This window comes from Mesorhizobium ciceri biovar biserrulae (assembly GCF_001618845.1).
Lineage (GTDB): Bacteria > Pseudomonadota > Alphaproteobacteria > Rhizobiales > Rhizobiaceae > Mesorhizobium > Mesorhizobium ciceri.
The window spans coordinates 342,888-368,095 of the sequence record NZ_CP015065.1 but is presented as its reverse complement, the minus strand read 5'-3'; the positions used below and the strand labels follow the sequence as shown (position 1 = coordinate 368,095).

Genomic DNA, 25,208 nt, shown 5'->3' with positions numbered 1-25,208 from the left:
CCCTGCCGTTTGCGTTGTTGTCCGCGATCCTTGCTCGCAAACACAGCAGCCTCTCTGCCTGCTGTTCCTATCAACAGGAGGAAGAACGGCTGCAGGTCAGCGGCTAACGTCTCGCGCAATACGAAGAGGGAACACGAGGCCAGATGCTGACGACCCCACAGCCAACGATCGATCCGATTGCACTGAGAAGGGCATTCGGAACCTTCGTGACCGGCGTCACAGTCATCACCACCCGTGACGCCGATGGCACGCCGCGCGGCATGACGGCCAACTCCTTCACGTCGGTCTCGCTTGATCCGCCGCTGCTTCTGGTTTGCGTCGGCAAGGCCGCTGCCAGCTATGCCGCGTTCAACGCGTCCGACTCCTTCGCGGTCAATCTTTTGCATGAGGGGCAGACTGACGTCTCGGCGGTCTTCGCCTCGAAGGCGCACGACAAGTTCGGCTCGATCAGCCATGACCGTGTCCACACCGGGGCGCCGATCCTCAACGAATGCCTGACCTGGTTCGACTGCACCGTGCACAACCGCGTCGATGCCGGCGACCATGTCGTTCTCATTGGCGCCGTGCAGGCGTTTGGCACCAGTCCGTCGGCACCGCTCGGCTTTTGCCGCGGACGCTATGCCGCGGTGAAGGATCCACTGCCACCGGGCTGGCTTGCGTCCCACTCGATGATCGTCGGCTATTTGATCGAAGCCGAAGGCAACATCCTGTTGCGCGCCGACGGCAAGGGCGGCTGGGTGCTGCCCAGCGCCAAGAGCCGCAAGGCGGAAAACGAACTCAAGCTCGAAGGCGGCGACGCACTGACGCTGCTTCCGGATGAGACGTTTCTTTATTCCGTCTTTGATGTCGCCGACAGCGATCCCGGCTACCTCATCTATCGCGCCCGTCTCTCCGGCGCTTCCGCCGCCCTCACACTGCCCGCGGGATTCAAGTTCTTTCCGCTGGCGGACCTTCCCTACGAAGACATTCCGGCGCGCGAAATCCGCGCGCTGCTGCGCCGCTACAGCCGTGAGCGGCACGACGAGCGCTTCAGCATCTACATGGATTCGGGCGATGGCGGGCGTCTCGCCAGCATTGATGGCGGTTCGAAGCCATGGATGCAAAGCCCCAAGGACGCCGAACAGGAACAGCCATGAAGACGTCAGTCAAATCGATCGAGAATTCCCGCCAGCAGCTGTTCATCGGCGGCGGTTTCGTCGCACCGAAAGGCGGGCAATATATTCCAAGCTACGATCCAACGACCGCCAGGCCCTGGTATGAACTGGCCGAGGCCGACGCATCCGATGTCGATGCCGCAGTCACTTCAGCGCGGGCAGCCTTTGCCGATCCGGCTTGGCGCCGCATGACCCAGACCGACCGCGGCAAGCTCGTCTATCGCCTGGCGGAACTGGTGTTCGAACATGCCGACGAGCTGGCGCTGATCGAGACACGCGACAATGGCAAGCTGCTCAAGGAGATGCGGGCGCAGATGCGCGCCATGCCAGATTCCTACAGCTATTTCGCCGGGATGGCCGACAAGCTGCTGGGCGACACCATCCCCGTCAACAAGCTTGACATGCTGAACTTCAACATGCGCGAGCCGCTTGGCGTCGTCGGCATGATCACGCCCTGGAATTCGCCGCTGATGCTGCTCACCGGCACCTTGGCGCCGTGCCTAGCCATCGGTAACACCGTTGTCATCAAGCCGTCCGAACACGCCACCGCCTCGACGCTGGCGCTGGCCGAACTGATCATGGAAGCCGGCTTCCCCGCCGGCGTCGTCAATGTCGTGACCGGCACCGGCACCAGCGCCGGCGACGCGCTGACGCGTCATCCCGACATCGCCAAGATCGTCTTCACTGGCAGCACGGCCACCGGCCGGCGCATTGCCGCAAATGCTGCGGCGAACCTGGTTTCGTGCCAGATGGAGCTTGGCGGGAAATCGCCTCAGGTCGTCTTTGCCGATGTCGACATGGACCATGCCGTCAACGGCGTCGTCTCCGGCATCTTCGCCGCCGCCGGCCAGAGCTGCGTTGCCGGATCGCGCTGCTTCGTCGAGGCCAGTATCTATGACCGTTTCGTCGACGCGCTGGTCGAGCGCGCGAGGCGGGTCAGGGTGGGCCACCCCCTGAATGACGATACCGACATGGGTCCGCTGGCGCTGTCGGCACAACTTGCCAAAGTTGAAAGCTACGTCGCCTCGGGCGTCCATCAGGGGGCGAGGATCGCGGCCGGTGGCCGCAGACCGCAGTCGGCCGAGCTCGCGGAAGGCTGGTATTTCGAGCCGACCGTCATGGTCGACGCCCGCAACGACATGGACTTCATGCAGGAGGAGATCTTTGGTCCGGTTGTCGGCGTGGTTCCTTTCTCATCGGAAGAGGAGATGACCGCGCTCGCCAATGACACGCGCTACGGACTGTCCTCCGGCATCTGGACCAAGGACATCGACCGCGCGCTGCGCTTTGCCCGCAATGTCGATGCCGGAACCGTCTGGATCAACACCTATCGCGCATCGTCCTTCATGTCGGCCAATGGCGGCTTCAAGGAAAGCGGTTATGGCCGCCGCGGCGGCCTCGATGTGATGGAGGAGTTCTCGCGGCTGAAGAACATCATGATCGATTATTCCGGGGTCATGCAGGACCCGTTCGTCATTCGTCTGCGCTGAGCGCGTCCAACCGATCGAAAGCCTGCGGGAGAAGAGAATGAAATTTGCAGTGTCGCTGACCATGGAGCGGTTCTCGCCGGAAACGTCGATGGCGATGGTGAAGAACAATCTGCTCGAGCTGGCCCGCATGGCCGACGAGGGCGGCTTCGAGACGCTGTGGACGGCAGAGCATCACACCATCGAGTGCACCATCTCGCCCAATCCGTTGATGACCCTGACCTGGCTGGCGCAGCACACGCAGCAGATCCGGCTTGGCACCTCGACGCTGGTGGCGCCGTACTGGAGCCCGATCCGACTGGCTGGCGAAGCCGCCCTTTGCGATCACCTGACCGGCGGCAGGCTGGAGTTCGGCATAGCCCGTGGCTCCTATCAATACGAGTTCGACCGCATGGCCGGCGGCATGCCACAGCAGGAGGGCGTCGCCTACCTCAAGGAACTGGTGCCGGCGGTGAAGAAACTGTGGGCCCATGACTATGCCCATGACGGCCACTATTGGAAGTTTCCGCTGGCCGCGGGCGTGCCCAAGCCATTGCAGAAGCCGCATCCGCCGATCTGGGTGGCGGCACGTGACCCTGGCACATTCGACTGGGCCGTAGGCATTGGTGCCAACATCCTGTCGACGCCGCTTTCAGCGCCCGCGGCCGAGATTGCCGTGCTCGGCGAAAGATTTCGCAAGGCGGTCGCCGACCATCCGGAAGTGCCGCGCCCACGCCTGATGATGCAACGCCGCACCTGCATCTACGATCGCCCGGAGGACTGGGAAGTCGCGGTCCGCCACGCCATCGACTACGGGCGCTCCTTCGAGAACCTCTTCCAGAACATCGGCACGGTAAAGAACGGTTTCCCCGAGGCTGTGCCTTATGAAAGCGTCAAGGGCAAGGACAACTACAATCCAGAGAGCATCCGCAAGAACCTGATGTTTGGCACCCCAGGCGAGATCATCGAGAAGCTCGAGGATTATGAGGCCGCGGGCGTCGACCAGTACTGCCTGGGACTCACCTTCAACCTGCCGTTCGAGCTGCAGAAGAAGACGATCAGGCTGTTCGTCGATGAGGTCATGCCGCACTTCGCCACGCGGGATCGCACCAGGGCTGTCGCGGTGGGGCACTGATGGCGATGGCGACCGGTTCCTTCGTTCACGGCGACGTGGCGCTCAACTATCGTGTCGACGGGAACGGGCCACAGAAGCTGGTCTGCATCCATGGCGTCGGCTCCTATCTGGAAGCGTGGAGCGGCGTCGTCGCTCGCCTGCCGGATCAGTTCACCGTGCTCACATTTGATCTACGTGGCCATGGCGGGTCGGCGCGCATCAAGGGACGCTACGAGATTGATGACTTCGTCGGCGATACGCTGGCGCTGGCCGATCATGCTGGCTTTGCGCGCTTTCATCTTGCCGGCTTCTCGCTGGGCGGCCTTATAGCCCAGCGCCTGGCACTGACCCATCCCGATCGGCTTCAAAAGCTGGTGCTGCTGGCGACCGTCGCCGGGCGCTTGCCGGAAGAACGGCAGGCGGTTCTGCGTCGTCTCGCCGCTTTGACCGCCAGCCAGCCGAGTGCGCACCATGCCGCGTCGCTCTCGCGGTGGCTGACCGAGGAGTTTCAGGAGCGCAACCCGGATGTGATCGCCGAGCTGCATCGGCGCGACGCCGAGAACGATCCTGCGTGCTACGCCGCCGCTTACCGGGTTCTGGCCGAGACAGATTTCGGCGGCATCCTCGACCAGATCAGGTCGTCGACACTGATCGTGACGGGGGAGGACGACCAGGGATCCAACCCGCGCATGGCGCGTCATATGCACGACCAGATCCGCGGCTCGCGGCTCGAGATCCTGCCGGGGTTGCGGCATTCGATCCTGATCGAAGCGCCCGGGCCGGTCGCTGGCCTGATTGCGGATTTCCTGGATGACCACTCACGACGGGCAGGGGCGACCAGCCATGGATAGCAAATTGCAGAAAGCCGGCGAGGCAGTCCGCCGCAAAGTACTGGGCGACGACTATGTCGACCGCGCAATCGGCAATGCCGATGACTTCTCCAGGCCCCTCCAGGACATGCTCAACGAGTATTGCTGGGGCACATGCTGGACTGACGCCGCGCTCGATCTCAAGCAGCGCAGCCTGCTCAATCTCGGCATGCTTGCGGCACTGGGGCGCATGCATGAATTCGGCGTGCATTTTCGAGGTGCGATGCGCAACGGGCTTGGCGACGACGAGCTGCGGGCGGCCCTGATCCAGATCGCGCTCTATTGCGGCGTTCCGGCAGGTGTCGAGGCCTTCCGTGTCGCGCGTGCGGTGCGCGACGAAGCCAAGGCCGACACGCCATGACAAGCGTTTCGCGACCGTCGGCTTACCTTCGTTCCGAGCAATCGGCGCGGCAAACCTCCTCTGCCTCGCCGGAAGACGGCGACGGCAGTCTCATTTCTAAATTAGCAACAACAACAAGGGGAACGGTGCACATGAAAACATCTCTGAAATTGGCGACATTGGCGGCTTCGCTTGCCCTGACATTGACGACGCTTCCGGCTCAGGCCGGCGCGGTGCTGGACCGTGTCGTGGCGGCCGGAACTCTCAAGGTCGCAACTGACGCCAACTGGGCGCCGCAGTCCTTCCTCAATGCCAGCAACGAGCTGGACGGCTTCGACATCGATGTCGCCAAGGAGATCGGCAAGCGCATCGGCGTCAACGTCGAGTTCGTGACGCCGGGCTGGGACATCATCACCGCCGGCAACTGGGTCGGCCGCTGGGACATGCATGTCGGCTCGATGACGCCGACGAAGAAGCGCGCCGAGATCTTCGATTTTCCCGCTGTCTACTACTACACGCCAGCAGCGGTTGCGGTTCACAAGGACAGCAAGGCCAAATCGTTGAGCGATCTGGATGGCAAGGTTGTCGGCGCGACGACGACATCGACCTTCGAAGCCTATGCCAAGAAGGATCTGACGCTCGACGCGGCCGGTGCGCCGCCATTCGAATACAAGCTCAACCCGAAGGAAGTGCACTCCTACGAGAACTCCACCACCGCTTTCGACGATCTGCGGGTCGGTGACGGCGTTCGGCTCGATGCCGTCGTCTCGTCGCAGCCCAGCATCGTCGATGCCGTGAAAGCCGGTTATCCGATCAAGCAGATCGGCGATCCGGTGTTTTATGAGCCCCTGGCTGTCGCAATCGAACACGGTGACCCGGAATTCTCGGCCAGGATCGCCGATGCCGTGAAGGCCATGAAAGGCGACGGAACGCTGAGCACGCTCTCCAGGAAATGGTACGGGGTCGACTACTCGGTCGTAAAGTAGTTCCGACGTTCGCTGGCGGCTCGCCTGTGCGGGCCGCCGACCATTCGAAGGGACAGGCTATGCTCTACCCCGATACCGTCGAAGCTGAAGTCCTCGTGCACAAGCCGTGGTTTGTGGCGACGATGTTCGGCGTCGTCTTTGCGATCTTCCTCGCCTTCAACCTGACGTCGACGAGCTTCGGCGAATTGATGCGCCCGGTCATCGGCGAACCGTCGCAGAGCGGCCTCTATGGTCGGTTTGCCATCGCCTTCGTGATCGCGCTTCTGTTCGTCCTCAATGTCGTCCTGATCGGCTTCGCCTCGCTGCGTGTCCAGATCGCCATCGTCTGGTTCGAACTGCTGCTGCTCTTCCTGGCCTTCTTCGCGACCTTTCATCTCAGCCTGCCCTTCATCCGGGAAAAGCTGCCATTCCTGATTTCCCAGGGCGTGGTGACCACGCTCTACGTCTCGGCCATCTCCATCATCATCGCCTCCCTGATCGCCATACTGGGTGCCGTAGCCAAGCTGTCCACCAACGGCTTCGCCTACGCCATCGCAAGCTTCTACACTTCGTTCTTTCGCGGCCTGCCGCTCCTGATGCAGGTTTATCTGATCTATCTCGGTCTGCCGCAACTGGGCTTCGTGGTCGGTGCGGTTCCCGCCGGCATCCTGGCGCTCTCGCTGTGCTACGGCGCCTACATGACCGAAATTTTCCGATCGGGAATCCAGAGCATCGACCGTGGTCAATGGGAAGCATCGCGCTCGATGGGTTTTGGCTTTTCGCTGACCATGCGCCGGATCATACTGCCGCAGGCGCTTCCGGTCATCATTCCGCCGACCGGCAACCAGTTCATTTCCATGCTCAAGGACAGTTCGCTGGTCTCGGTCATCGGCGTCTGGGAACTGATGTTCCTTGCCCGCACGCTGGGTCAGAAGACCTTCCAGCACATGGAGATGCTGATTTCGGCGTCTCTCATCTACTGGATGCTGTCGATCTGCCTCGAGCTGATCCAGTCCCGCATCGAACGGCACTATGCCCGGAGCAAGGTGCGATGAGCGCTGAAACCATCATTGAAGCCAGAGCCGTCTCCAAATGGTACGGCCAGTTCCATGCCCTGAAGGACATCAATCTGACGGTCCACAAAGGCGAACGCATCGTCATCTGTGGTCCGTCCGGCTCCGGAAAGTCGACACTGATCCGCTGCTTCAATCGCCTCGAATCGCACCAGGAGGGCGACATCGCCGTCAACGGCATCCATCTTCACCCAAAGATGAAGAACGTCGCCGACGTGCGCAGCAATGTCGGCATGGTGTTCCAGCACTTCAACCTGTTTCCGCATCTGACCGTGCTGATGAACTGCATGGCCGGCCCGATGTGGGTCAAGGGCGTTTCCGCCGCCGAGGCACGCAAGACCGCGCTGCAGTTCCTGGAGCGCGTGCGCATTCCCGAACAGGCGAACAAATTCCCGGTCCAGCTGTCGGGCGGCCAGCAGCAGCGCGTCGCCATTGCGCGAAGCCTGTGCATGAAGCCGGCGGTAATGCTGTTCGATGAGCCGACATCGGCACTCGACCCGGAAATGGTGTCGGAAGTGCTCGATACGATGACCGGGCTAGCGCGCGACGGCATGACTATGGTTTGCGTCACTCATGAAATGGGCTTTGCACGGGCGGTGGCCGACCGCGTCATCTTCATGGATGCCGGCCAGATAGTCGAGGAAGGCAAGCCGGACAGCTTCTTCGGCAATCCTCAGCACGATCGCACCAAGCTGTTTCTCAGCCAGATACTGAAGCACTGATACGCACATTTTGCCAAGCCAATGGCGGTGAGGGTAGTGGGTCAGTTATTCAGCGATAATGCGGACGGTCTCTGCTATGGTGGAGCGCAAGTCTCCACCCGTGCCGCCGCTCGCATCTGAAAGCGTCGGGCGCTTTCAACAGCAAGATGGTTAGGCTCCCACTTGCTGATCGGGATAAGGCTCGTTGCGGATTAGCTCGAACGTCGCTTTTACCACAAACAGCGACGCGGTTGTACCGGCATGAACTTGCAATGCGACTTGGCGGAATGTGCCGTTCGGCATCTGGTCCTTGGCTATTTCGAGCAACGCCCTTGCTGCCTCATCTTCGGCAGAAGCTAGGGTTGGAAGGTCTGTGCCTTCCGTGTCCGGGTATGAGGTTCCATTGTCGACTAGATCGAAGAAGAAGCGGGCCATTTAGCCCTAATCGCGAACCCTCAGAAATGTTTCATTGCTACTACATCTCAATCAGGGCGTAGGCCACGCCGAAGATTGCAAGCGTTGCAGCCGCAAAAAACGCCCAGCCATTTAAGGCGGCGCGCACATCCTCTGGCTTCGCGCCCTTCTGATTATCGTATTCGTCCATAGTAAAGACCCTGGTTCATCGGTCTGTCTTGATACCAACATCAATCGGCAGTGGGCAACCCTTCGGTGGGGTCTGTCAGGCGAACGCGCGCTTCTTATAGGAGCCGCGCACCGCCGGCTTCTCGGATTCCTTCGCTTCGATCAGGGCCACGATATCGCCAAACTCCCAAAGTTTGCCAGTCACGCCAGCGGCCATTGCCGGGGTCAGAGGTCGCATGGATACGGCCAAAATTGTAGTACATGAAGTGAAGCGCCACGGCGTTGGCGTGAGCCTCCACCTTTTTGGAAAAGCCATTTGTCAGGCGCGTGAAGCGGCGCATGTGCATCCGCATGGTAAGGTTCTGGCGCTCTGCAAATGACGTGCTGACGTGCTTGATGTCTGGATTGCCTTCGATCCATTCTTTCCGCGCATCAGTGCATTCGGCAGGGCTGTAACGGCCCTTGGCACTGTCAGGCGAAGCCCCATAGAGCGCGATCAGCATGGCGTAGTCGATGTCGCCGCCGAAGGTACCTTCAACGGCCTCTAGAAATGGGCACTGCGAGAAGATTGTGCTCGCGAGGTTTGAACCTGCCGAAATCCTCGGTGAAGACCTTGAAGGCACGCGCCATAGATGCCTCGACGACGACGGAGTGCCTTACAGGCTCGGTAGCAGGATGCTTGCTCATACCTGGTCCTTCTTTGGAGGCTCGACGACTAGTTTGTAGCCCGCCAGGGTCTTGCTCCAGAACTGATCGACTTCCGCGCGCAGACTTGCCAGGCCGCCGGGATCGATACGATATATGCTTTCCTTGCCCGAGCGCGTGTCGGCAACAAGCCCGGCCTCCTTGAGTACCTTCAGGTGCTGAGAGACCGCTGGTCTGGTTACAGGCAGCGCACGAGCAAGTCCGCTGACCGAACAAGGCTGTTCGAGCAACAGTTCGAAGATCGTTCGTCTCGTCGAATCTCCGAGCGCAGTCCAGTAGTTCGCGTTAGTGGCCACTAACGCGAACTTAAATCGACGGGCCTTCCATGTCAACCTTGGAGTAGTCGACGGGCGGCCCGTTGACTCTGATTAAGCCGCCTTGGCGGCCCGGTCTCGTCGCGCCTCCCGGGCGAGCCGCGGCGCATGCAAAAGCGCGAGCCGATGAGAGCGTTGCAGGACGATCTTGCCAAGGACCCGGACAGCCCATGCCGAGGTCATTACTGCAACCGGCTCCGATCCTGAGCCGATGGGAGGATCAGCGCGTCGCCGCCGGGAGAAGGTGAATTGACGGATGCATTCCCCTGTTGTCTCACCGCCTCTATCAACTCATGTGTTGCTTGAGCGACCTTGGCAACGGGCAATCGGTGCACGCAGTAGACGCCGCCCGGGTTGTTGGGTTTGCACAAATGGGGAGCAACACACTGGCAAGGCAATGGCGGCTCAACCGTGCGGTAAGGCACGCCAACTGGCCCCCAGACATCTGGGGGAGTGAGCCCGTAGAGGCCCACAACTGGAGTTCCGACCGATGCGGCCAAGTGCATTGGGCCGCTCTCGTTTCCCAGGAAGATAAACGCGTCCGCAAGCAATGCTGTTAGTGTCTCAAGCGAGGCTTTGCCAACAACGCTTGCCAACGGGGAGACCGCCACACTCAGGATACGTTGCGCGATTGCGCTCTCGTCAGGTCCGCCAATCAGCAGTGACCGCAGGCCCGTCGTTTCATAAACCTCATCGATCACTGCGGCGAACCGTTCAGGTTGCCAGCACCGCCCTTCGAACCTTGCTCCGGCGTGCACCGCGACGAAAGCTTTTGCATTCAGATTGCTCTGAACCAGAATCTGGGTCGAAGCGCCTCGTCCGATGGATGTGGGCTCAAGCCTCGGTGTCACTTCACTCGACGTTATCCCGAGCGCTCTCAGCGGCGAAAGATATCGGTACAGGTAATGCGCGCCTCCCTGGCCGAAGGTTTCAGCAAATATATTGGCAGGCTGACTTTCCCAAGATTTTAGAGGCACTTCGGGGGGATCGTATCCGACGCGCATTGGGGCGCCGATCAGCTTGTGTAGCATCCTCGATGTCTTCGAATCGGTCAGATCGATGGTGAGATCGAATTTTCGGCGGCGGAGCTCAGCGACCAAGCTTGAATATTCCTTCAAGCGCCTGGTTAGGCTTCTACCACCACCTCGAGGGTCGAATCCGATGGCTATGTCTGCGATACCCTGGCTGACCACCAAGTCTCGCAGGCCAGGAGCGCAAAGCATGGCCATGATGGCGTGTGGGTAGGCGACGCGCAGATTTCGCATAAGCGCCGAGGTCAGAATGACGTCCCCGATGTACTTCGCCTGGATAACCAGAATGGATTTGACAGCCAGCCGATCAGCCATCGAGATATTCAGCACGTCAAAACGATGGGGCAGGATGTTGGTCATTGGGCGCGCACAAACGTCCAAGAGAGCTCATGTGCCGCTTGTGGTGATCGATGGATCGGCAGCCTTGGAACCTCCGACCCATGCACCTCTCGTTTGTTCCACAAACAAAAAGGCAATCCCACGCAGCGCTCGCTGCCTGGGAGGAGCGGAACCGGGGCCTGTCGGTCTGCGGATGCCGTGGTCATGGCGTCTGTCCCTGCCAAAGCGGCAATCCGCTTTCTCTGGCGAAGTCTCTATCTTCCGCGTAGATGGGCTCGCCTCTTCTCGCCACCCGCCGAAGCAAATCCGCATCTTCGTCGGCATGATATCGGAAGGCGTTTCGGCTATCGTATCCATGTCCGGCCTGAGACAGGGAAAACCCGCTGACCACAACCGGAGCGAAGCCGGCGAAACGCGCAAGCATGACAGCGAAAGCCCCCGTGGAGATGTTCCGGTGCCAGCCGCGGGATACGTGAAATTTGCCGCTAAGCCGCCAGACGATGTTGGCAAGCTGCCACCTGGTAAGCGCCTGCAAGGTCTCGTAACGATAATCGAAGGTGCGACAGCCGGCTTTCAGCTTGTCCTCCACGTCAGGCCAGATCGGGACGATCAGATGCTTTGCCTGCCGCCCTTTTAGCAAGTCACGCTTGTAGAAGTCCTGCTCACCTTGGCCAACCAGAATGCCGCGACGCATCAGCGCCATATCAGGAGCGGCGAGGCCAAAGGTTTCCGCCAAAATCTGGGAAGCGTTGACGGTTACAAGCGCCCAACCGGCATCATGTCCGTACGGGAGGCGAAAATTCGGCGCCGATCCCATGACCAAGGCGGGACCCGTGAGCCTGGGCAAGCGGAGGATGGGCTTTGAGAGCACGGGCAAGAGATCCGAAAGCGGAGGTTTCATGCGGGGATCTGAACCGCATTTTCCTCAAACGCACGCAGAATGCTTTCTTCTCGGCTCCACAATTCGTCCCATTGTGTGGCGCCCGACCAACCGGCAAACCAGGGACCGCCGAGCGTGTAGTGCGCCAGCGACACCTCGGCGGGGTCGAGTTCGGAAGCCGACGCCCCTACGAGGTAGTTCCATGCCAGAGGCAACTCCCCGATCTCATGATCCTCGAGCCATTTGAAGGCGTGGAGGTCACGTCCGGGCCACGTATTAAGCATTTCGTTCGTCAGTCGTTTGTTGGCGGGATGATCTAGATTCCACAAAACGACCGACGACCAGTTCTTGCGCCGATAGAACGTCTGCGTTTGTCCGTCCATCTTGACGGCTTCAGACTCGCGTTGCCGGTGCTTAACCGCCATGATCGCGTAGGAAGGATCGACCAGGTCGAGCAGCTTGACGGGATCCTGCAGAAAAAGAACGTCACAATCGCAGAACATGGCCCAGCCGCCTTGCCGCATAAACGGAACGGCAAAGCGCGATATGGCAAACTCGGTCGCCATCGGTGCCTCGGAGATCGGGCACCAGAGCCTACCGTCACGTACCTCCATCGGTCGCTTCATGATTCCTTGGGCTTCAAGGTCTTTGAGCACCAGTGGGTGGATCTGCAACGGCGTGCTTGTCCGGCGGAAGGCGCTCCATCGCGCCACCTCGAGGACTCGGGCTTCGCGTGGGTCGTACCCGATGTAGATTGGCATCATAGTGTAACTCTGCAGTTGGAAGTGAGTTTGCCCGCATTATGCAAGGTTGCGCGGCTGGCGGTAGACCCCAGGTAAATGGATCAACCCGCCGCGATGGCGATCGTGCAAGGCCAGAGCGCCACAGTCGGGATATTGTTGCAGTCAGGCCGGAGTCAAGCAACCGTGAGCGACGGTATTTCGTTTGGCTCGACGGAACATTAGCCGGGCCGGCGGCCCAAATAAAGCGAACAGATGTTATCGCGCTCGCTAGCTCCTTTTCCGTAAACGGCTTGCTGAGAATTTTGATGTCGCGAGTCCCCGGGAGTTCGGCGTAGCCCGTTGCTATAATGACGGGTACGTTCGGCCACTGGACTTTGATCGTATTCGATAGCTGCAGGCCCGTCATCTTCGGCATAGCATGATCCGTTATGACGAGGTCGAACGGCTGCTCCTCCAGCAACCTGAGGGCTGCCGCCGCAGAATGCGCCTCCGCGACAGTATGGCCGAGATCCTCGAGCATTGCCGCGGTATTCAAAAGGACCAGCGCATCGTCATCCACTGCCAGAATCCGCAGCGACGCCGTCTCAATGGCTTCCTCGGCAAGAACATCCGGCCCGCGCGCGAATTCCGAGCTCGCGGTTGCGATCGGCAGCCATAGTTCCGCTGTGGTTCCGGTTCCCCTGGAGCTCTTGAGCACTAGGCACCCGCCCATTTGCTCTGTCATCCCATGCACCATGGACAGACCGAGACCCGTACCTTTGCCAACGCCTTTTGTGGTGAAGAACGGTTCCGTCGCCCGAGCCAGCGTTTCTTCGTCCATTCCTTCGCCAGCGTCTGCTACCGAGAGGCAGACATAATGGCCGGGAGCCAAGCCAGCACCATTGCTTTCGCCGACCTGTTCCATCCGGGCGGAAATGATGATCGTCCCACCATCAGGCATGGCGTCCCTGGCGTTGACACACAGATTGAGCAAGGCAAGTTCGATCTGACTTTCATCGATCATTACATGATCGAGCGAGAGCGGAAATTTCGTCTCTATGATCGCCCTTGAGCCCAGCGATCGTTCCAAGAGATCCTTCATTCCGTCTATGAGCCCTATCAAATCGACAGGCTTTGGATCGAGTTGCTGCCGCCGGGCAAAAGCCAGCATGCGCTGCGTCAAGGATGCTCCCCGTCGCGCCCCCGAGCACCGCGTTGTCGAGAAGACGCAGCAATTGTGGATCGTCGGGAAGCCGTTTGCGGAGCAGCTCGAGACTACCCAGAATCGCCATCAGCAAATTGTTGAAATCGTGGGCGACGCCGCCCGTCAGTTTGCCGATCGCATCCATTTTTTGGGAGTGGAAAAGGGCCTGACGGGCCTGATCCAGGGACTCCTGCGCCTTCTTCCGCTCCGTAATGTCGCGTGTGATCTTCGCGAACCCCAGGAGTTCGCCATCCTCGTGCCGAATGGCGTCGATGACCACGTGGGACCAGAACGCAGTGCCGTCTTTGCGTATACGCCAGCCTTCGCGCTCAACTCGCCCTTCACGGGCGGCGATCTCCAGGGCACTTTGCGGACTGCCCCGCTCACGGTCCTCGAGAGTATAGAATTGCGAAAAGTGCCTGCCGATTATTTCATCTGCCGAATAACCCTTGATGCGTTCCGCACCCGCATAATGCGCTGACCCTTGGCGTTGAACAGATGCAACTGGGTGAGGTCCGGCGCCAGGAAAACCTTCTGGCCCGGCATCACGGAAATCCGCTCGCGCAGCAACGCGCTCAGCGTGTTGTTGCCGGCTTTGGCCATGACAAGGGTTTCCGCGCCGGTCGGCTCGACCACTTCGACCACCGCCGGCACGCCGCTGTCTGAGAGCTTGAGATGTTCGGGCCGGATGCCCCAGGCAAGCGCACTTTCGCCCTGTCCCAACGCAGGCAGCGGAAATACCGTGCCGTCGCTGGCGACAAAACCGTCCGTAGTGGTGCGGCCGTCCAGGATGTTCATCGACGGCGAGCCGATGAACTGGGCAACGAACAGATTGGCCGGCCGGTCGTAGAGATCGAGCGGGGCGCCGACCTGTTCGACGATGCCGCCATTCATGACGACGATCTTGTCGGCCATGGTCATGGCTTCGACCTGGTCGTGGGTGACGTAGACGATGGTGGTTCCCAGGCGCTGGTGCAGCGCCTTGATTTCGGCGCGCATCTGCACGCGCAGCTTGGCGTCGAGGTTGGAGAGTGGCTCGTCGAACAGAAACACCTTCGGGTCGCGCACGATAGCGCGGCCCATGGCGACACGCTGGCGCTGCCCGCCGGAAAGCTGGCGCGGATAACGATCCAGCAAGTCCTGCAGTCCGAGGATCGTCGCGGCACGCGCAATCTTGGCGTCGATCTCGCTTTTATCGATCTTCTTCAGCGTCAGTGCGAAGGCCATGTTCTCACGCACCGTCATGTGCGGGTAGAGCGCATAGTTCTGGAAGACCATGGCGATATCGCGCGATTTCGGCGCGACATCGTTGATAACCTTGCCTTCGAGCGCGATCTCGCCGGCGCTGATGTCTTCCAGGCCGGCGATCATCCTGAGCAAGGTCGACTTGCCGCAACCGGACGGGCCAACCAGGATGACGAATTCGCCCGACGCGATGTCGACGGACACGCCGTGGATGACCTTCGCCTTGCCATAGGCCTTATCGACACCTGATATGGTGAGCGCACTCATTGGTATTTTCCTTAGAAAGAGACCTTGTCGCCGCCCTTGAGCTGCAAGATCTGGCGTGCCTCGTCAGGGGTGGCCACCGAAGCGCCAAGCCCTTCGATGATCTGGCGTACCTTGCGCACCTGCTCGGCATTGGATTTCGCCAGTTGGCCCTTGCCGATCCAGAGCGAGTCCTCCAGCCCGACGCGCACATTGCCGCCGAGCGCAAAGGCCTGGGTGGCGATCGGCAGCTGGCTGCGGCCGGCGCCCAGCACCGACCAGTGGTAGTCCTGTCCAAACAGCCGGTCGGCGGTGCGCCTCATATGCGCGACATCTTCCGGATGGGTGCCGATGCCGCCCAATATGCCGAACACGCTCTGGACGAAGAACGGCGCCTTGACCAGGCCGCGCTCAACGAAATGGGCGAGCGTGTAGAGGTGGCCGATGTCGTAGCACTCGATCTCGAAACGCGTGCCGTTTTGCGCGCAGGTGCGCAGGATGTGCTCGATGTCGCCAAAGGTGTTGCGGAAGATGCGGTCGCGCGAGCCTTCGAGATAGGGGCGTTCCCAGTCATGCTCGAAGGTCTTGAAGCGCTCCAGCATTGGGTAGAGGCCGAAATTCATCGAGCCCATGTTGAGCGATGCAACTTCCGGCGCAAAGGTCGCCGCCGGCTTGACGCGCTCCTCGACGCTCATTGTCGCGGCGCCGCCCGTGGTGATGTTGATCACGCAGTCCGAGCGTTGCTTGATCACCTTCAGGAAGGGCGCGAAGGCCTCGGTCGATTGGTCGGGCCGGCCATCGGCGGGGTTGCGCGCATGCAGGTGGACGATGGCAGCGCCGGCCTCGGCCGCGCCGATCGCGGCATCGGCAATCTCTTGGGCGCTCACCGGCAGATGCGGCGACATGGACGGCGTGTGGATCGAGCCGGTAACCGCGCAGGTGATGATGATCTTGTTCTGGTTCGCCACTTGAAGATTTCCTCGTCTATTTGACCGCAGTCTATTTCACCGCGCCTTGGGTGATGCCGGAGATGAACTGCTTCGACAGCACGATGTAGAGCAGCGTTATCGGCAGCGCCGCCAGAGTGAGCCCGGTGAACATCACGCCCCAGTCGGTGGTGAACTCGCCGACGAAGACGGTGAGGCCCTGCGGCAGCGTCTTGAGATTGTCCGAGGTGATCAGCACCAGCGGGAAGAAGAAGTCGTTCCAGATCGGCACGGCGTTCTGGATGGCGACGATGACCAGGGCCGGGCGCGCCAACGGCAACATGATCGAGCGCATGATGCGAAATTCGCTGGCGCCGTCCATGCGTGCGGACTCTTCCAGTTCGCGCGGCAAGGTCCGGAGGAAGCCGGTCATGATGAACACCGCCGAAGGAATGCCCATGGCGACATAGACCAGCACCAGGCCGGCATAGCTGTCGACCAGCCCAAGCGAATCCAGCTGGATGAACAGCGGAATGATCGCCAGTTTCAGCGGCACCGTCATGCCGCTCAGGAAAAACATCAGCACCAGCGCGCTCAGCCTGAACTGGTAGCGGGCAATCGCATAGGCGGCCATGGTGCTGAACAGGAGGATCAGCGCCACCGCGGCCATGGTGATGCCGACGGAATTGGCGAGGTAGCGGACGAAATTGGTTTCGCTCCACACCCGTTCGGCATTGGCCAGCGAAAAGTGCGCCGGCAGGGCGAAGGGCGAGGAGAAGATCTCGGCGTTGGTCTTGAAGGACGACATCACCATGACGAACAGCGGATAGATCATGATGACGGCGTTGATCGCCAGCATCAGCTGGATGGCGCCATTCTTCAGCAACTCGGCGGGTTGCCCGGTGCGGGCTGTCGCGCTCACAGCTCGATCTCGCGACGGCGCAGGTAGCGAAGCGCGATTGCAGTGACGCCTGCAACGATGATGAACATCATCACGGCCAGCGCGCTGCCCTGGCCGAAATCCTGGATGCCGGTCGTCGTCGAGCCGAAGGCGGTGCGGTAGAAATAGAGGCCGAGCACATCTGTCGCGCCGCCGGGCGAACCGGTGAGGCCAGCCATGACATAGGGGATTTCGAACCAGTTGAAGCTGCCGATGAAGGTCAGGATGGTGACGATGGTGACGCTCGGCGCAATCAGCGGCCAGATAATCCTGGTCATCAGCACATAGTCGCCGGCGCCGTCGAGACGGGCAGCCTCGATGACTTCCTTGCTGACGCGCTGCATGCCGGCGAGCAGCACCAGGGTGGGGAAGCCGAGCCAGTGCCAGACGTTGGCGAACAGGACGCTGCCGAGTGCGGTGTGTTCGTTGCCGAGCCACGGTATGGCGCCGATGCCGACCAGCGCCAGCGTCTGGTTCACCAGGCCGAACAGCGGATGCAGGAACAGTTTCCACAGGAAGCCGACGATGACCGCCGACAGCACGACCGGAAGAAAGACGATGACCTGGTGGATACGGTGGCCGGGCAGCGCCTTCAGCAAGGCATAGGCGAGCAGGAAGGCGGTGCCGTTCTCGAACACCATCAGCGCCACGAAGGCGATGATGTTGTGCTTCAGCGCATTCCAGGTCCAGTCGCTGTAAGGCTGTTCAAACAGCACCTTGCGGAAGTTTTCGAAGCCGATGAATCCGGTCGGCTGCAAGCCGTTGAACTCATAGAAGGCAAGGCGGAAGGCTGAGAGCAGCGGCCAGAGCACGAACAGCACCATGACCACCAGGGCCGGTGTCAGCAGGGACGCGATCCAGAGTGACCGGCGCCACGGAAAGGCTTTTGTGGTGTGGCGCCGGCCGCTGTTCATGTCACTTGCCCTGGAAAGGCTTGTACCATTTGGCGAGGCCGCTGGTCAGGTCGGCGGCCAGCTGGTCCGGGGTGATCGAACCCGACATCAGCTTGGTGATGTCGCCCTGCAGCAGCTCCGATCCCGTCGGCTTCTCGAAACGGAAGTAGACGACATTGATATGCGGCATGGCGGTTTCGTTCAACTTGGCGACATGGGCGAGAAGCTCGTCCTTGATGACGACGCCCTTGATCGGCGAGATGTTGCCGAGCAGCGCGGAGAACTTGTCGCCGAACTCCTTGGTGCCCATCCAGTTGACCAGCTTCAGCGCAGCCTCCTTGTTGGCCGACTTGGCGTTGACGGCATAGCCGCCGTCGAAGAACTTGGTCACCTGCGGCGTATCGCCGGCCTTGGCCATGGGCGGGGCGACGAAGTCCATGTTGATGGCAGGGTTCTGGCTCCTGTAGGTGGCGATGTCGAAGCTGCCGCCGGCCAGCATCGCCGCCTTGCCGCTGATGAACAGCTGGCCGGCGGTGTCGTAGTCGATGCCTTCGAAACCGGGCGGCATGTAGTCGCGCAGTTCGAGCAGCTTGCCGAGTGCGGCGACATAGCGCGGGTCCTTGAAGTTGGTCTTGCCCGACGTCAGGTCGCTGACAAAATCCTGGCCAAGGAACGGGTTGGTGAAGATGGCGACGAACATCTCGTTGAACCAGCTTGTGCCCATGCCGTTGGCGAGGGGATAAATACCCTTGTCCTTCAGCGCCTTGCTGACGGTTATGAACTCATTCCATGTGGTCGGCGGGGTCAACCCGGTCTTGGCGAAGACGTCCTTGTTGATGAACAGGCCGAGCGTCTGCGAGGCGAAGGGCAGGGAATAAACCTTCTTATCGGCGCGGTAGGTGCCGGCCACTAGCGCATCGGCGGGCTGGTTAGCGAGTGAAGGCACCGTGGTCAGATCCTGCGGCTCGAAATAGCCGGCCTTCACGAACTGCTCGAGCCAGCCATAGGCGTGGGTGTGGATGACGTCGCCACCCTTGCCGGCGGCCAGGGCCGTCGAGACGATGGTCGGATAGTTCTCGTCCGGGAAGGACTCGAACTTCACATGGATGTCCGGGTTGGCCTTGGTGAAATCGGCGAAAAGTTCGTTGTAGGCGGCCTTGTCTTCCTGGCGCCAGGTCCAGAACGAGATGTCGGTGGCATGCGCTACGCTGGCTGCCAATCCCCATGCGAAAGACGCGGCCGCGAGGGCCAGCCCAATCCTTCTCCTGCTCATGTTGCAATCTCCCAATCGCGCTTGATGCGCTTTTTACGACGATTATCAAATCATAGTTCTTGCCGTCTGGAAAGATAGTTTGTAAAGTTTCCTAACTAACAAGGATTTGGACGCGGCAGCCCGGCTTGCGCGGTGGATATGGTGACCCAGAAAATCATTGCAGGCGTGGATATAGGCGGCACCAAGACGCGCATCATGGCGTGCCAGGGCGAGCGCATCGCCGACGAGGTGCTGGTGACGGAGAGCTGGCGCATTCGCCAGATGGAGACTGATGCCGAGACACTGGCTGGGATCGTCGCGGGATTGTGCGGCGGGGTCGCGCCCGCTGTGCTGGCCGTTGGCGCGCATGGCTGCGACACGGGTGAACAATGCCTTCGCTTCCAGGCGCTGCTGGCAAGCAGGACCGGTGGTGCGGTGCAGGTGGTCAACGATGCCGAGCTGATGGTTCCTGCCGCTGGCTATATCGACGGCATCGGCGTCGTCTCCGGCACAGGCTCGATCGCGGTGGCACGCACGGCCGATGGCAAGATGCTGGCAGCCGGTGGCTGGGGCTGGATCCTTGGCGACGAGGGCAGCGCGCCGGCATTGGTGCGCGAGGCGGCGAAAGCAATCCGGCACAGCCTCGACCGGGGCCAGGATGGTGACCCGCTGATTGCCGGGCTGATGCGCGAACTGGGTACAGACGACCAGACCAAGCTTGGCATCCTGCTCAACGAAACGCGTGGTGCCGCAGTCTGGGGCCGCTATGCCAATGCCGTATTCGACGCGGCGATCGCCGGCTCGGCTCTGGCTATCCGTATTATCAGCGAAGGCGGGGCAGGGTTGGCCGCATTGGTCGAACTCTTGATCGAACGCGGCGCCAATCCCGCCCTTGTCGTGGCTGGCGGCGGGGTCATCTCGGAGCAGCCGATGTTGATGACGGCATTCGTCGAGGCCATGGCAAAGGTCTCGCCGTCGAGCCAGGTGCTGCTGCTGCGCGAGCCGCCGGTGCTGGGTGCGGTCGCCTTGGCGAGACGACTGCTGGTCGGTCAGGGCCAATCTTCGGGAATTGGAGCGGTTTGAATGATGAAGCGTATCGGCTATCGCCCGGCGGTGGCGCGCCAGACGGAAAGTCTCGAAATCGGCCGGCGTTCGGTGGCCTCGTCGCTTGACGACCTCGATCTCGGCGCTTTTGCCGGCAAGACGATCGGGCTTGCCGGCATCGGCGCCAGCTATCAGGCGGCGCTGGCCGGTGCGCTTTATCTGCGCGCCTCCGGTATCAAGGCTTTTGCCTATACGCCGACCGATCTCTATGGCCGGACGGATGCAGCCGCCGATGCGTTCATCGCGCTGTCGGCCTCCGGGCAGAGCCGCGAAATCTACGACGTCATGCGCGAGGCGTCGGGCGCGCCGCGCCTGGCGGTCTGCCGTGGCAGCGGCAATCCGCTGGCTGATCTGACTGGTGCTGTGCTTGCCACGGATTCTGGCGCCGACAATGGCGCAAGCTCCACCGGTTACACCGGGACCTTGCTGGCGCTCGGCATGCTGATCGACAGGCTCGCCGGCAACAGATTCGACTGGACGACTTTGTCACCTGCAGCCGCCACCGTCCTTTCCGGTGCGCAAAGCGCTGCCGGGCAGGCGGCCCGGCTGCTGCAGGGCAGAACATCCATCGACATCGTCGCCGCCGGTGTCGGCTTCGCCAATGCCGGCGAGGCGGCGATGCTGATACGCGAGGCGGTGCGGGTGCCGGCATCGGGATGGGACACGCTGAACTATCTGCACGGGCCGATGGAATCGCAGGATGCGGCGACCGGACTGATCGCCATCGGCGACGGTCGCGAGGTGAAGATCGCGCAGGATCTTGCGGCGCTGGGCTGCCCCTCGGTGCTGGTGACGCGGCGCAGCGATGTCGCTCCAGCCGACAGGCTGGTGGTGATCTCGATTCCCGCGCTCGGCAACGCCATCGCTGATGCCATACTGGAGATCATCGCCATCCAGCTCATTGTCGGCGACATGCAGGACGCGGCCGGCCTCACCGACATCGTGTTCCGCTACCGCCAGACCGATACCAAGCTGAAGCCGTGGTCGCCGACCGAAGTCTGACGTCCTTGTCCGGACATCGCGGAAATTGCCAAACCGGTCAGCAATGAGGCATTGAGGACAGGATATGGCTTTCGAGTCGGGGCAGCGAATGCGCTTTCGCCGACCGGAGACAGGATTTCAGGCAAAGGTCGAACGGCTGAGATGGCGGCTGCGGAAATCCCCAATCTGACCGACAGCGCCCGGGCGGTGCTGCGCCTGCTTGCCTCGCACGGGCCGGTGACGCGGCCAAAGCTCGGCGCCATGCTCGACCTGTCGAAGCCTACCATGTCGGCGGCGGTGTCGGAGCTGAGCGCGCTCGGCCTCGTCGCCTCGCGTGGGATTGAGCGCGGCGCCATTGGCCGCACGGCGACGATCTACGGCATCGGTCCAGGTGCCGGCTACGCGATCGGCATCGATGTCGGCGCCGCCCAGGTGCGCGCCGTCGCCTATTCGATGGATGCGCAGAAGCTGGCATCGATCGAAGAACCCATCCCGGAAGCGATAGCCGGCGACGCCGACGCGGTCGGCGCCGTCGTAGAGTCGGTGGCGCGTGCCACCATGGCCAGGGTCGCCAAGAGTTTTCGCGCGCTGCGCGCCATTGCGGTGGCGGTGCCGCGCATCGTCTCCAACAATCGTTTTGACCGGCCCGGCGGGCCGTCCGCCGTGCTTGGCCTGCTGCGGCGCAGTATCAAAGTGCCGATCATCCTGGAAAACAACGTCAATTGCGCGGCCATCGGCGAGATGCATTTTGGCGCCGCGCAAGGCCACCAGACCTTCGCCTTTCTGCAGGTCGGCGTGCGGGTTGGCCTCGGCCTCATCACCGAGGGGCGTTTGTTTCGCGGCGCCGGTGGTGCGGCCGGCGAAATCGGCCGCATGCCGTTTCCATGGTCGGCCAGCGAGACGCCCTATCGTGAAGGGCTCGAACATTATCTCGGCTCGCGGGCGTTGATCGAGCGCTGCCGTGTCGACTGGCCCGCAGGAGAAGGCGTGCCGCCCGACTCGGCCAAGGATCTTTTTGCACGCGCGCTCGAGGGCTCGCCGCCGGCGGTAGCGGCCGTCGCGCGCCATGGCGCCGATATCGGCAGGCTGGCGGCCGGCTGCATCGGCATGCTCGACCCCGGCCTGATCGTGCTCGGCGGCGGTGTCGGCAGAAACCCGCTGATGACGGAAAACGTCGAACGCGTCGCAGCAGAGCTTGCATGGTCAACACCCATCGCTGTCAGTTCCCTGGGGGATGACGGGACCGCGCTCGGTGCCGTGAAGCTGGCAGTTGATTACACTCTCGGGCTGATGCTGCGCGAAGGGCGTCACCCGGCTGTGGTGCTGCCCCCAGCGTCAAACGTGGAGAGTTAGAGGTGGTGTATTGTGGAGCACAGTATCTCGTCGTCGCTGAGCAGTGACTGCTCTTACCTTGCCAAGGAAGCGCCTGATTGACGAGAGAGAGATTGTGCCATGTGGATTTCGCTCATTACGGACTTCGGGAACGTTCGGGGCAGGGATTCAGGTGGTTGGACCGACCGGCGAGGTCCAGGAACTTGCCGTGATAGTCGCCGTCGACCTCCTGGTTGAGGTGCGGCATCAGCCTCGTTTCAGGCGATCATGAGGTCGGCTTCGAAATCCTGCTCGAGAACTGCATCTGCTCGAGGCCCGAAACGGCATCAGGATTTATTGGGACCGCTTGAGCCCTCTGGTGTCTGAGGCGACGCCTATTTCGTCACATCAGGCTGCCGACGCGTCAATGTGGCGCTCGCGATACCGAGGGATATTGCCTACCAGCGTTGATGCACATGGGGCTTGATGTCCTGGTCGTAGACGTCCCGGATCTTGCCCATGAGTTCATCGGACAGCCGCGGGAGGTCCGCGGCTTCAGCGTTGGAACGGGCCTGTGTGGGATTGCGGGCGCCCGGAATGACGACGCTCACCGCGTCGAACATCAAGATCCAGCGCAGCGCGAATTTCGCCATCGTCGTGTTGCCGGAAACCATCGGTCGGATGCGCTCGACCGCCGCCAGGCCTACCTCATAAGGCACGCCCGAAAACGTCTCGCCGACATCGAAGGCCTCGCCGTTGCGGTTGAACAGGCGGTGGTCGGTGGTCTCGAATTTGGTGTCGGCCTTGAACTTGCCCGACAGCAGGCCGCTGGCCAGGGGCACGCGGGCAATGATGGCCACGTCGTGCTTTTTCGCCTGATCGAAGAACAATTCCGCCGGTCGCTGGCGGAAGGCATTGAAGATGATCTGCACGCTGACGACGCCGGGATATTGCATCGCCTTCAGCGCTTCTTCGACGCGCTCGACGCTGACGCCATAATTGCGGATCTTGCCTTGCTCGACCAGCCGGTCGAGGCTCTCGAACACTTCAGGGTGGTAATAGAGGTCGGTCAGTGGGCAATGCAGTTGCACGAGGTCGAGCGTGTCGGCCTCGAGATATTTGAGGCTGCGGTCGACCCAGTCGGCCAGGTTCTTCTGGTTGAAGCCCTCGACCGTTTGTGACGGCAGCCGCTTTCCGGCCTTGGTGGCGATAAACGGCCGCTCACCGCCCCGTTCCTTCATCACCCTGGCGATCAGCTTCTCCGAGCGGCCATCGCCGTAGACGTCCGCCGTGTCGATGAAGGTGACGCCGGCGTCGAGGGCTGCATGCAAGGCGGCCACCGCGTCGTCGTCATTGACCTCGCCCCAGGCGGCGCCGATCGCCCATGAGCCAAAACCGACTTCGCTGACTGATCTGCCGGTGCGGCCGAATTTCCGTGCTTGCATCTTGCTGTTCCTGACTGCGGCTTTGCCGGCAATTCCGGCTCTGCGATTCTGATTTTCGGGGAGCCATGGCAATGCGATTGACATCCCTCTGCGTAAGATTTACCAGATTACAGGGTTGTATGACAACCCGGTAAGACTGCAATCATTTGGAGTCGGGAGGATCTCAAATTGAACACCGTTCTTAAAATGGGCGCGGCCCTGTGCCTTGGCGCGCTAGCTCATCCTGCGTGGGCCGAAGACAACATTGTCAAGATCGGCGTCGTAGCCGCCGAATCCGGCTCGTTCGTCTCCGCCGGCCATACGCTGCCGGCGGGCGTCGGCCTCGCCGTCAAGCAGATCAACGATGCCGGCGGCTTCAAGGTCGGCGGCAAGACCTACAAGCTGGAAATGGTCAAGCGCGATGACCGCACCGATATCGCCACCGCAATCGCCGCCACCCAGGAGCTGGTGCGCGACGTGAAGGTGCAGGCGATCTTCGGCTCGGAAACGCATGACTTCACGCTGGCCATGGCCAAGATCACGCAGCCGGCCAAGATCATCCATTTCGCCGGCAATTCGACGTTGGCGAAAATCTTGACACCGGACTCGGTCAAGCCCGGCGGCGAGGATCACTATCTCTTCCAGTCCGAGCCGCAGGAATTCCAGCGCTCCGGATCGACCGCGCGCGGCGTGCTCACCCTGCTCGAGCCGCTACTTGGCTTCAAGCCGAAAAAGTCAGTGATGATCGTCGGCAACGATGCCACCGGCCAGTTCCTGTCATCCTACTACTACAAGGCATTGAAGGCCGAAGGGCAGGACGTGCCGGACATCATCTTCTATCCGCCTGATACCACCGATTTCTCGCCCTTCCTGACGCGGGCCAAGAGCCTCAATCCGGACATTATCCACTTCTGGTACAATGGCGATTCAACGCTGACGGCGCTGCCGCAGGCGCTCGAACTCGGTGCGGCGAAAAGCTACTTCCTGTTCGGCGTTGACCCCGGCATCTGGAAGGAAAAGCAGCTGTCCGCCGATGTGCCGGTGGCGATGAGCTGTGTCCCGGTGTGCTGGGGCGAGTCCTCGAACCCGAAGGTCAAGGCTTATTTCGACGCCTACTTCGCCGCCGGCGCGCCGCATGGCGTGACCTCGTCGGTGTCGCTGCTCTACCACGATTACGTCCACTTCCTCGTCGAAGCCTGGCAGAAGGCCGACAGTTTCGATCCGGACAAGACGGTCGACGCATTGCTGAGCCTCCACCACCAGGGCGTGGTCTCGGATGATTTGACCTTTAACCCGACCCACCAGGTCACCCACGCGACGGAAGTCTGCGCGGCGGCACCCGGCGGCGCCATCTCCTGCGCCATGCAGCAGCCCCCGGCCGAAGCGCCGAAGAGCTGAAGCTTCATCATACCCGAGTTGGCGGAATCCAC

At 61.5% G+C, this 25,208-nt stretch carries 24 protein-coding genes and 3 pseudogenes; 12 read left to right on the top strand and 15 right to left on the bottom strand.

The annotated features are described in order from the left end of the window. Nucleotides 1-143: 143 nt before the first annotated feature. The 8 genes from A4R29_RS31580 (at nt 144) to A4R29_RS31545 (ending at nt 7,703) form a co-directional block, all read left to right on the top strand. Nucleotides 144-1,136 (top strand): flavin reductase, encoded by a 993-nt coding sequence (locus A4R29_RS31580; protein WP_063173997.1) that lies wholly within the window; start codon nt 144-146, stop codon nt 1,134-1,136. Continuing rightward, complete coding sequence (locus A4R29_RS31575; RefSeq protein WP_063173996.1) at nt 1,133-2,644, top strand: aldehyde dehydrogenase; 1,512 nt, start codon at nt 1,133-1,135, stop codon at nt 2,642-2,644. The genes A4R29_RS31580 and A4R29_RS31575 overlap by 4 nt, the downstream gene beginning before the upstream one ends. Nucleotides 2,645-2,681: 37 nt before the next feature. After that, on the top strand, nt 2,682-3,755 hold the full coding sequence (locus A4R29_RS31570) for an LLM class flavin-dependent oxidoreductase (RefSeq protein WP_063173995.1): 1,074 nt from the start codon (nt 2,682-2,684) through the stop codon (nt 3,753-3,755). Further along, on the top strand, nt 3,755-4,585 hold the full coding sequence (locus A4R29_RS31565) for an alpha/beta fold hydrolase (protein WP_063173994.1): 831 nt from the start codon (nt 3,755-3,757) through the stop codon (nt 4,583-4,585). Before A4R29_RS31570 ends, A4R29_RS31565 begins: the two co-directional genes overlap by 1 nt. After that, nucleotides 4,578-4,964 (top strand): carboxymuconolactone decarboxylase family protein, encoded by a 387-nt coding sequence (locus A4R29_RS31560; protein ID WP_063173993.1) that lies wholly within the window; start codon nt 4,578-4,580, stop codon nt 4,962-4,964. Before A4R29_RS31565 ends, A4R29_RS31560 begins: the two co-directional genes overlap by 8 nt. 131 nt (nt 4,965-5,095) lie before the next feature. Beyond that, nucleotides 5,096-5,929, top strand: a complete 834-nt coding sequence (locus A4R29_RS31555; RefSeq protein ID WP_063173992.1) for a transporter substrate-binding domain-containing protein — start codon at nt 5,096-5,098, stop codon at nt 5,927-5,929. Between the two features lie 59 nt (nt 5,930-5,988). Then, on the top strand, nt 5,989-6,963 hold the full coding sequence (locus A4R29_RS31550; RefSeq protein ID WP_013525195.1) for an amino acid ABC transporter permease: 975 nt from the start codon (nt 5,989-5,991) through the stop codon (nt 6,961-6,963). Further along, entirely contained in the window at nt 6,960-7,703 is a 744-nt protein-coding gene (locus tag A4R29_RS31545; RefSeq protein WP_063173991.1) for an amino acid ABC transporter ATP-binding protein, read from the top strand. The genes A4R29_RS31550 and A4R29_RS31545 overlap by 4 nt, the downstream gene beginning before the upstream one ends. 150 nt (nt 7,704-7,853) lie before the next feature. Here the strand turns inward: A4R29_RS31545 and A4R29_RS34735 are convergent, their stop codons facing one another. The 14 genes and pseudogenes from A4R29_RS34735 to A4R29_RS31480 form a co-directional block, all read right to left on the bottom strand. Continuing rightward, on the bottom strand, nt 7,854-8,117 hold the full coding sequence (locus tag A4R29_RS34735; RefSeq protein WP_063173990.1) for a DUF6894 family protein: 264 nt from the start codon (nt 8,115-8,117) through the stop codon (nt 7,854-7,856). 40 nt (nt 8,118-8,157) lie between these two features. Further along, the gene (locus A4R29_RS35415; protein ID WP_276327774.1) at nt 8,158-8,286 is read right to left on the bottom strand and encodes a hypothetical protein; all 129 of its coding nucleotides are present in this window, start codon (nt 8,284-8,286) and stop codon (nt 8,158-8,160) included. A gap of 75 nt (nt 8,287-8,361) precedes the next feature. Next, nucleotides 8,362-8,815: pseudogene (locus A4R29_RS34375) on the bottom strand (IS1 family transposase); the annotation flags it as partial. Next, nucleotides 8,811-8,951: pseudogene (locus A4R29_RS35230) on the bottom strand (ATPase); the annotation flags it as partial. The pseudogenes A4R29_RS34375 and A4R29_RS35230, both read right to left, overlap by 5 nt. Continuing rightward, the gene (locus tag A4R29_RS31535) at nt 8,948-9,265 is read right to left on the bottom strand and encodes an ArsR/SmtB family transcription factor (RefSeq protein WP_063173989.1); all 318 of its coding nucleotides are present in this window, start codon (nt 9,263-9,265) and stop codon (nt 8,948-8,950) included. The pseudogene A4R29_RS35230 and the gene A4R29_RS31535, both read right to left, overlap by 4 nt. A 200-nt stretch (nt 9,266-9,465) precedes the next feature. Beyond that, complete coding sequence (locus A4R29_RS31530; protein WP_063173988.1) at nt 9,466-10,674, bottom strand: glycosyltransferase family 9 protein; 1,209 nt, start codon at nt 10,672-10,674, stop codon at nt 9,466-9,468. A 181-nt stretch (nt 10,675-10,855) separates the two neighbouring features. Further along, complete coding sequence (locus A4R29_RS31525) at nt 10,856-11,554, bottom strand: hypothetical protein (RefSeq protein WP_063173987.1); 699 nt, start codon at nt 11,552-11,554, stop codon at nt 10,856-10,858. Beyond that, entirely contained in the window at nt 11,551-12,099 is a 549-nt protein-coding gene (locus tag A4R29_RS31520; RefSeq protein WP_224673393.1) for a hypothetical protein, read from the bottom strand. Before A4R29_RS31520 ends, A4R29_RS31525 begins: the two co-directional genes overlap by 4 nt. 424 nt (nt 12,100-12,523) lie before the next feature. After that, a pseudogene (locus A4R29_RS33725) lies at nt 12,524-13,925 on the bottom strand (response regulator); the annotation flags it as partial. Next, the gene (locus A4R29_RS31500; RefSeq protein WP_063173983.1) at nt 13,886-14,971 is read right to left on the bottom strand and encodes an ABC transporter ATP-binding protein; all 1,086 of its coding nucleotides are present in this window, start codon (nt 14,969-14,971) and stop codon (nt 13,886-13,888) included. The pseudogene A4R29_RS33725 and the gene A4R29_RS31500, both read right to left, overlap by 40 nt. Before the next feature lie 11 nt (nt 14,972-14,982). Next, nucleotides 14,983-15,915, bottom strand: a complete 933-nt coding sequence (gene kce / locus A4R29_RS31495; protein WP_063173982.1) for a 3,5-dioxohexanoate:acetyl-CoA acetone transferase — start codon at nt 15,913-15,915, stop codon at nt 14,983-14,985. 31 nt (nt 15,916-15,946) lie between these two features. Then, nucleotides 15,947-16,732: a carbohydrate ABC transporter permease gene (locus tag A4R29_RS31490; RefSeq protein WP_420891096.1), complete on the bottom strand. Its 786-nt coding sequence runs from the start codon at nt 16,730-16,732 to the stop codon at nt 15,947-15,949. Between the two features lie 59 nt (nt 16,733-16,791). Beyond that, nucleotides 16,792-17,727 (bottom strand): carbohydrate ABC transporter permease, encoded by a 936-nt coding sequence (locus A4R29_RS31485; protein WP_027161988.1) that lies wholly within the window; start codon nt 17,725-17,727, stop codon nt 16,792-16,794. A gap of 1 nt (nt 17,728) precedes the next feature. Continuing rightward, nucleotides 17,729-18,979: an extracellular solute-binding protein gene (locus A4R29_RS31480; protein WP_063173980.1), complete on the bottom strand. Its 1,251-nt coding sequence runs from the start codon at nt 18,977-18,979 to the stop codon at nt 17,729-17,731. A 138-nt stretch (nt 18,980-19,117) separates the two neighbouring features. On the opposite strand from A4R29_RS31480, the gene A4R29_RS31475 reads away from it, so the two are divergent. From A4R29_RS31475 to A4R29_RS31465, 3 genes are all read left to right on the top strand, one after another. Continuing rightward, the gene (locus tag A4R29_RS31475) at nt 19,118-20,041 is read left to right on the top strand and encodes a BadF/BadG/BcrA/BcrD ATPase family protein (protein ID WP_063170674.1); all 924 of its coding nucleotides are present in this window, start codon (nt 19,118-19,120) and stop codon (nt 20,039-20,041) included. Continuing rightward, nucleotides 20,042-21,064, top strand: a complete 1,023-nt coding sequence (locus A4R29_RS31470; RefSeq protein ID WP_027161991.1) for an SIS domain-containing protein — start codon at nt 20,042-20,044, stop codon at nt 21,062-21,064. Nucleotides 21,065-21,205: 141 nt separating this feature from the next. After that, nucleotides 21,206-22,396, top strand: a complete 1,191-nt coding sequence (locus A4R29_RS31465) for an ROK family transcriptional regulator (protein ID WP_063173979.1) — start codon at nt 21,206-21,208, stop codon at nt 22,394-22,396. Between the two features lie 416 nt (nt 22,397-22,812). Here A4R29_RS31465 and A4R29_RS31460 read toward each other — a convergent pair whose 3' ends face one another. Then, a complete protein-coding gene (locus A4R29_RS31460; RefSeq protein WP_063174089.1) occupies nt 22,813-23,799 on the bottom strand; it encodes an aldo/keto reductase in 987 nt (328 codons plus the stop codon). A 168-nt stretch (nt 23,800-23,967) separates the two neighbouring features. Here A4R29_RS31460 and A4R29_RS31455 point away from each other — a divergent pair, with 168 nt between their 5' ends. Then, entirely contained in the window at nt 23,968-25,176 is a 1,209-nt protein-coding gene (locus A4R29_RS31455) for an ABC transporter substrate-binding protein (protein ID WP_063173978.1), read from the top strand. The last annotated feature ends 32 nt before the right edge of the window (nt 25,177-25,208 follow it).

Coding starts and splice junctions, on each gene's coding strand:
- A4R29_RS31580 (WP_063173997.1), top strand. CDS start 144: ATGCTGACGACCCCACAGCCAACGATCGATCCGATTGCACTGAGAAGG.
- A4R29_RS31575 (WP_063173996.1), top strand. CDS start 1,133: ATGAAGACGTCAGTCAAATCGATCGAGAATTCCCGCCAGCAGCTGTTC.
- A4R29_RS31570 (WP_063173995.1), top strand. CDS start 2,682: ATGAAATTTGCAGTGTCGCTGACCATGGAGCGGTTCTCGCCGGAAACG.
- A4R29_RS31565 (WP_063173994.1), top strand. CDS start 3,755: ATGGCGATGGCGACCGGTTCCTTCGTTCACGGCGACGTGGCGCTCAAC.
- A4R29_RS31560 (WP_063173993.1), top strand. CDS start 4,578: ATGGATAGCAAATTGCAGAAAGCCGGCGAGGCAGTCCGCCGCAAAGTA.
- A4R29_RS31555 (WP_063173992.1), top strand. CDS start 5,096: ATGAAAACATCTCTGAAATTGGCGACATTGGCGGCTTCGCTTGCCCTG.
- A4R29_RS31550 (WP_013525195.1), top strand. CDS start 5,989: ATGCTCTACCCCGATACCGTCGAAGCTGAAGTCCTCGTGCACAAGCCG.
- A4R29_RS31545 (WP_063173991.1), top strand. CDS start 6,960: ATGAGCGCTGAAACCATCATTGAAGCCAGAGCCGTCTCCAAATGGTAC.
- A4R29_RS34735 (WP_063173990.1), bottom strand. CDS start 8,117: ATGGCCCGCTTCTTCTTCGATCTAGTCGACAATGGAACCTCATACCCG.
- A4R29_RS35415 (WP_276327774.1), bottom strand. CDS start 8,286: ATGGACGAATACGATAATCAGAAGGGCGCGAAGCCAGAGGATGTGCGC.
- A4R29_RS31530 (WP_063173988.1), bottom strand. CDS start 10,674: ATGACCAACATCCTGCCCCATCGTTTTGACGTGCTGAATATCTCGATG.
- A4R29_RS31525 (WP_063173987.1), bottom strand. CDS start 11,554: ATGAAACCTCCGCTTTCGGATCTCTTGCCCGTGCTCTCAAAGCCCATC.
- A4R29_RS31520 (WP_224673393.1), bottom strand. CDS start 12,099: ATGGCGACCGAGTTTGCCATATCGCGCTTTGCCGTTCCGTTTATGCGG.
- A4R29_RS31500 (WP_063173983.1), bottom strand. CDS start 14,971: ATGAGTGCGCTCACCATATCAGGTGTCGATAAGGCCTATGGCAAGGCG.
- A4R29_RS31490 (WP_420891096.1), bottom strand. CDS start 16,732: ATGCTGGCGATCAACGCCGTCATCATGATCTATCCGCTGTTCGTCATG.
- A4R29_RS31485 (WP_027161988.1), bottom strand. CDS start 17,727: ATGAACAGCGGCCGGCGCCACACCACAAAAGCCTTTCCGTGGCGCCGG.
- A4R29_RS31480 (WP_063173980.1), bottom strand. CDS start 18,979: ATGAGCAGGAGAAGGATTGGGCTGGCCCTCGCGGCCGCGTCTTTCGCA.
- A4R29_RS31475 (WP_063170674.1), top strand. CDS start 19,118: ATGGTGACCCAGAAAATCATTGCAGGCGTGGATATAGGCGGCACCAAG.
- A4R29_RS31470 (WP_027161991.1), top strand. CDS start 20,042: ATGATGAAGCGTATCGGCTATCGCCCGGCGGTGGCGCGCCAGACGGAA.
- A4R29_RS31465 (WP_063173979.1), top strand. CDS start 21,206: ATGGCGGCTGCGGAAATCCCCAATCTGACCGACAGCGCCCGGGCGGTG.
- A4R29_RS31460 (WP_063174089.1), bottom strand. CDS start 23,799: ATGCAAGCACGGAAATTCGGCCGCACCGGCAGATCAGTCAGCGAAGTC.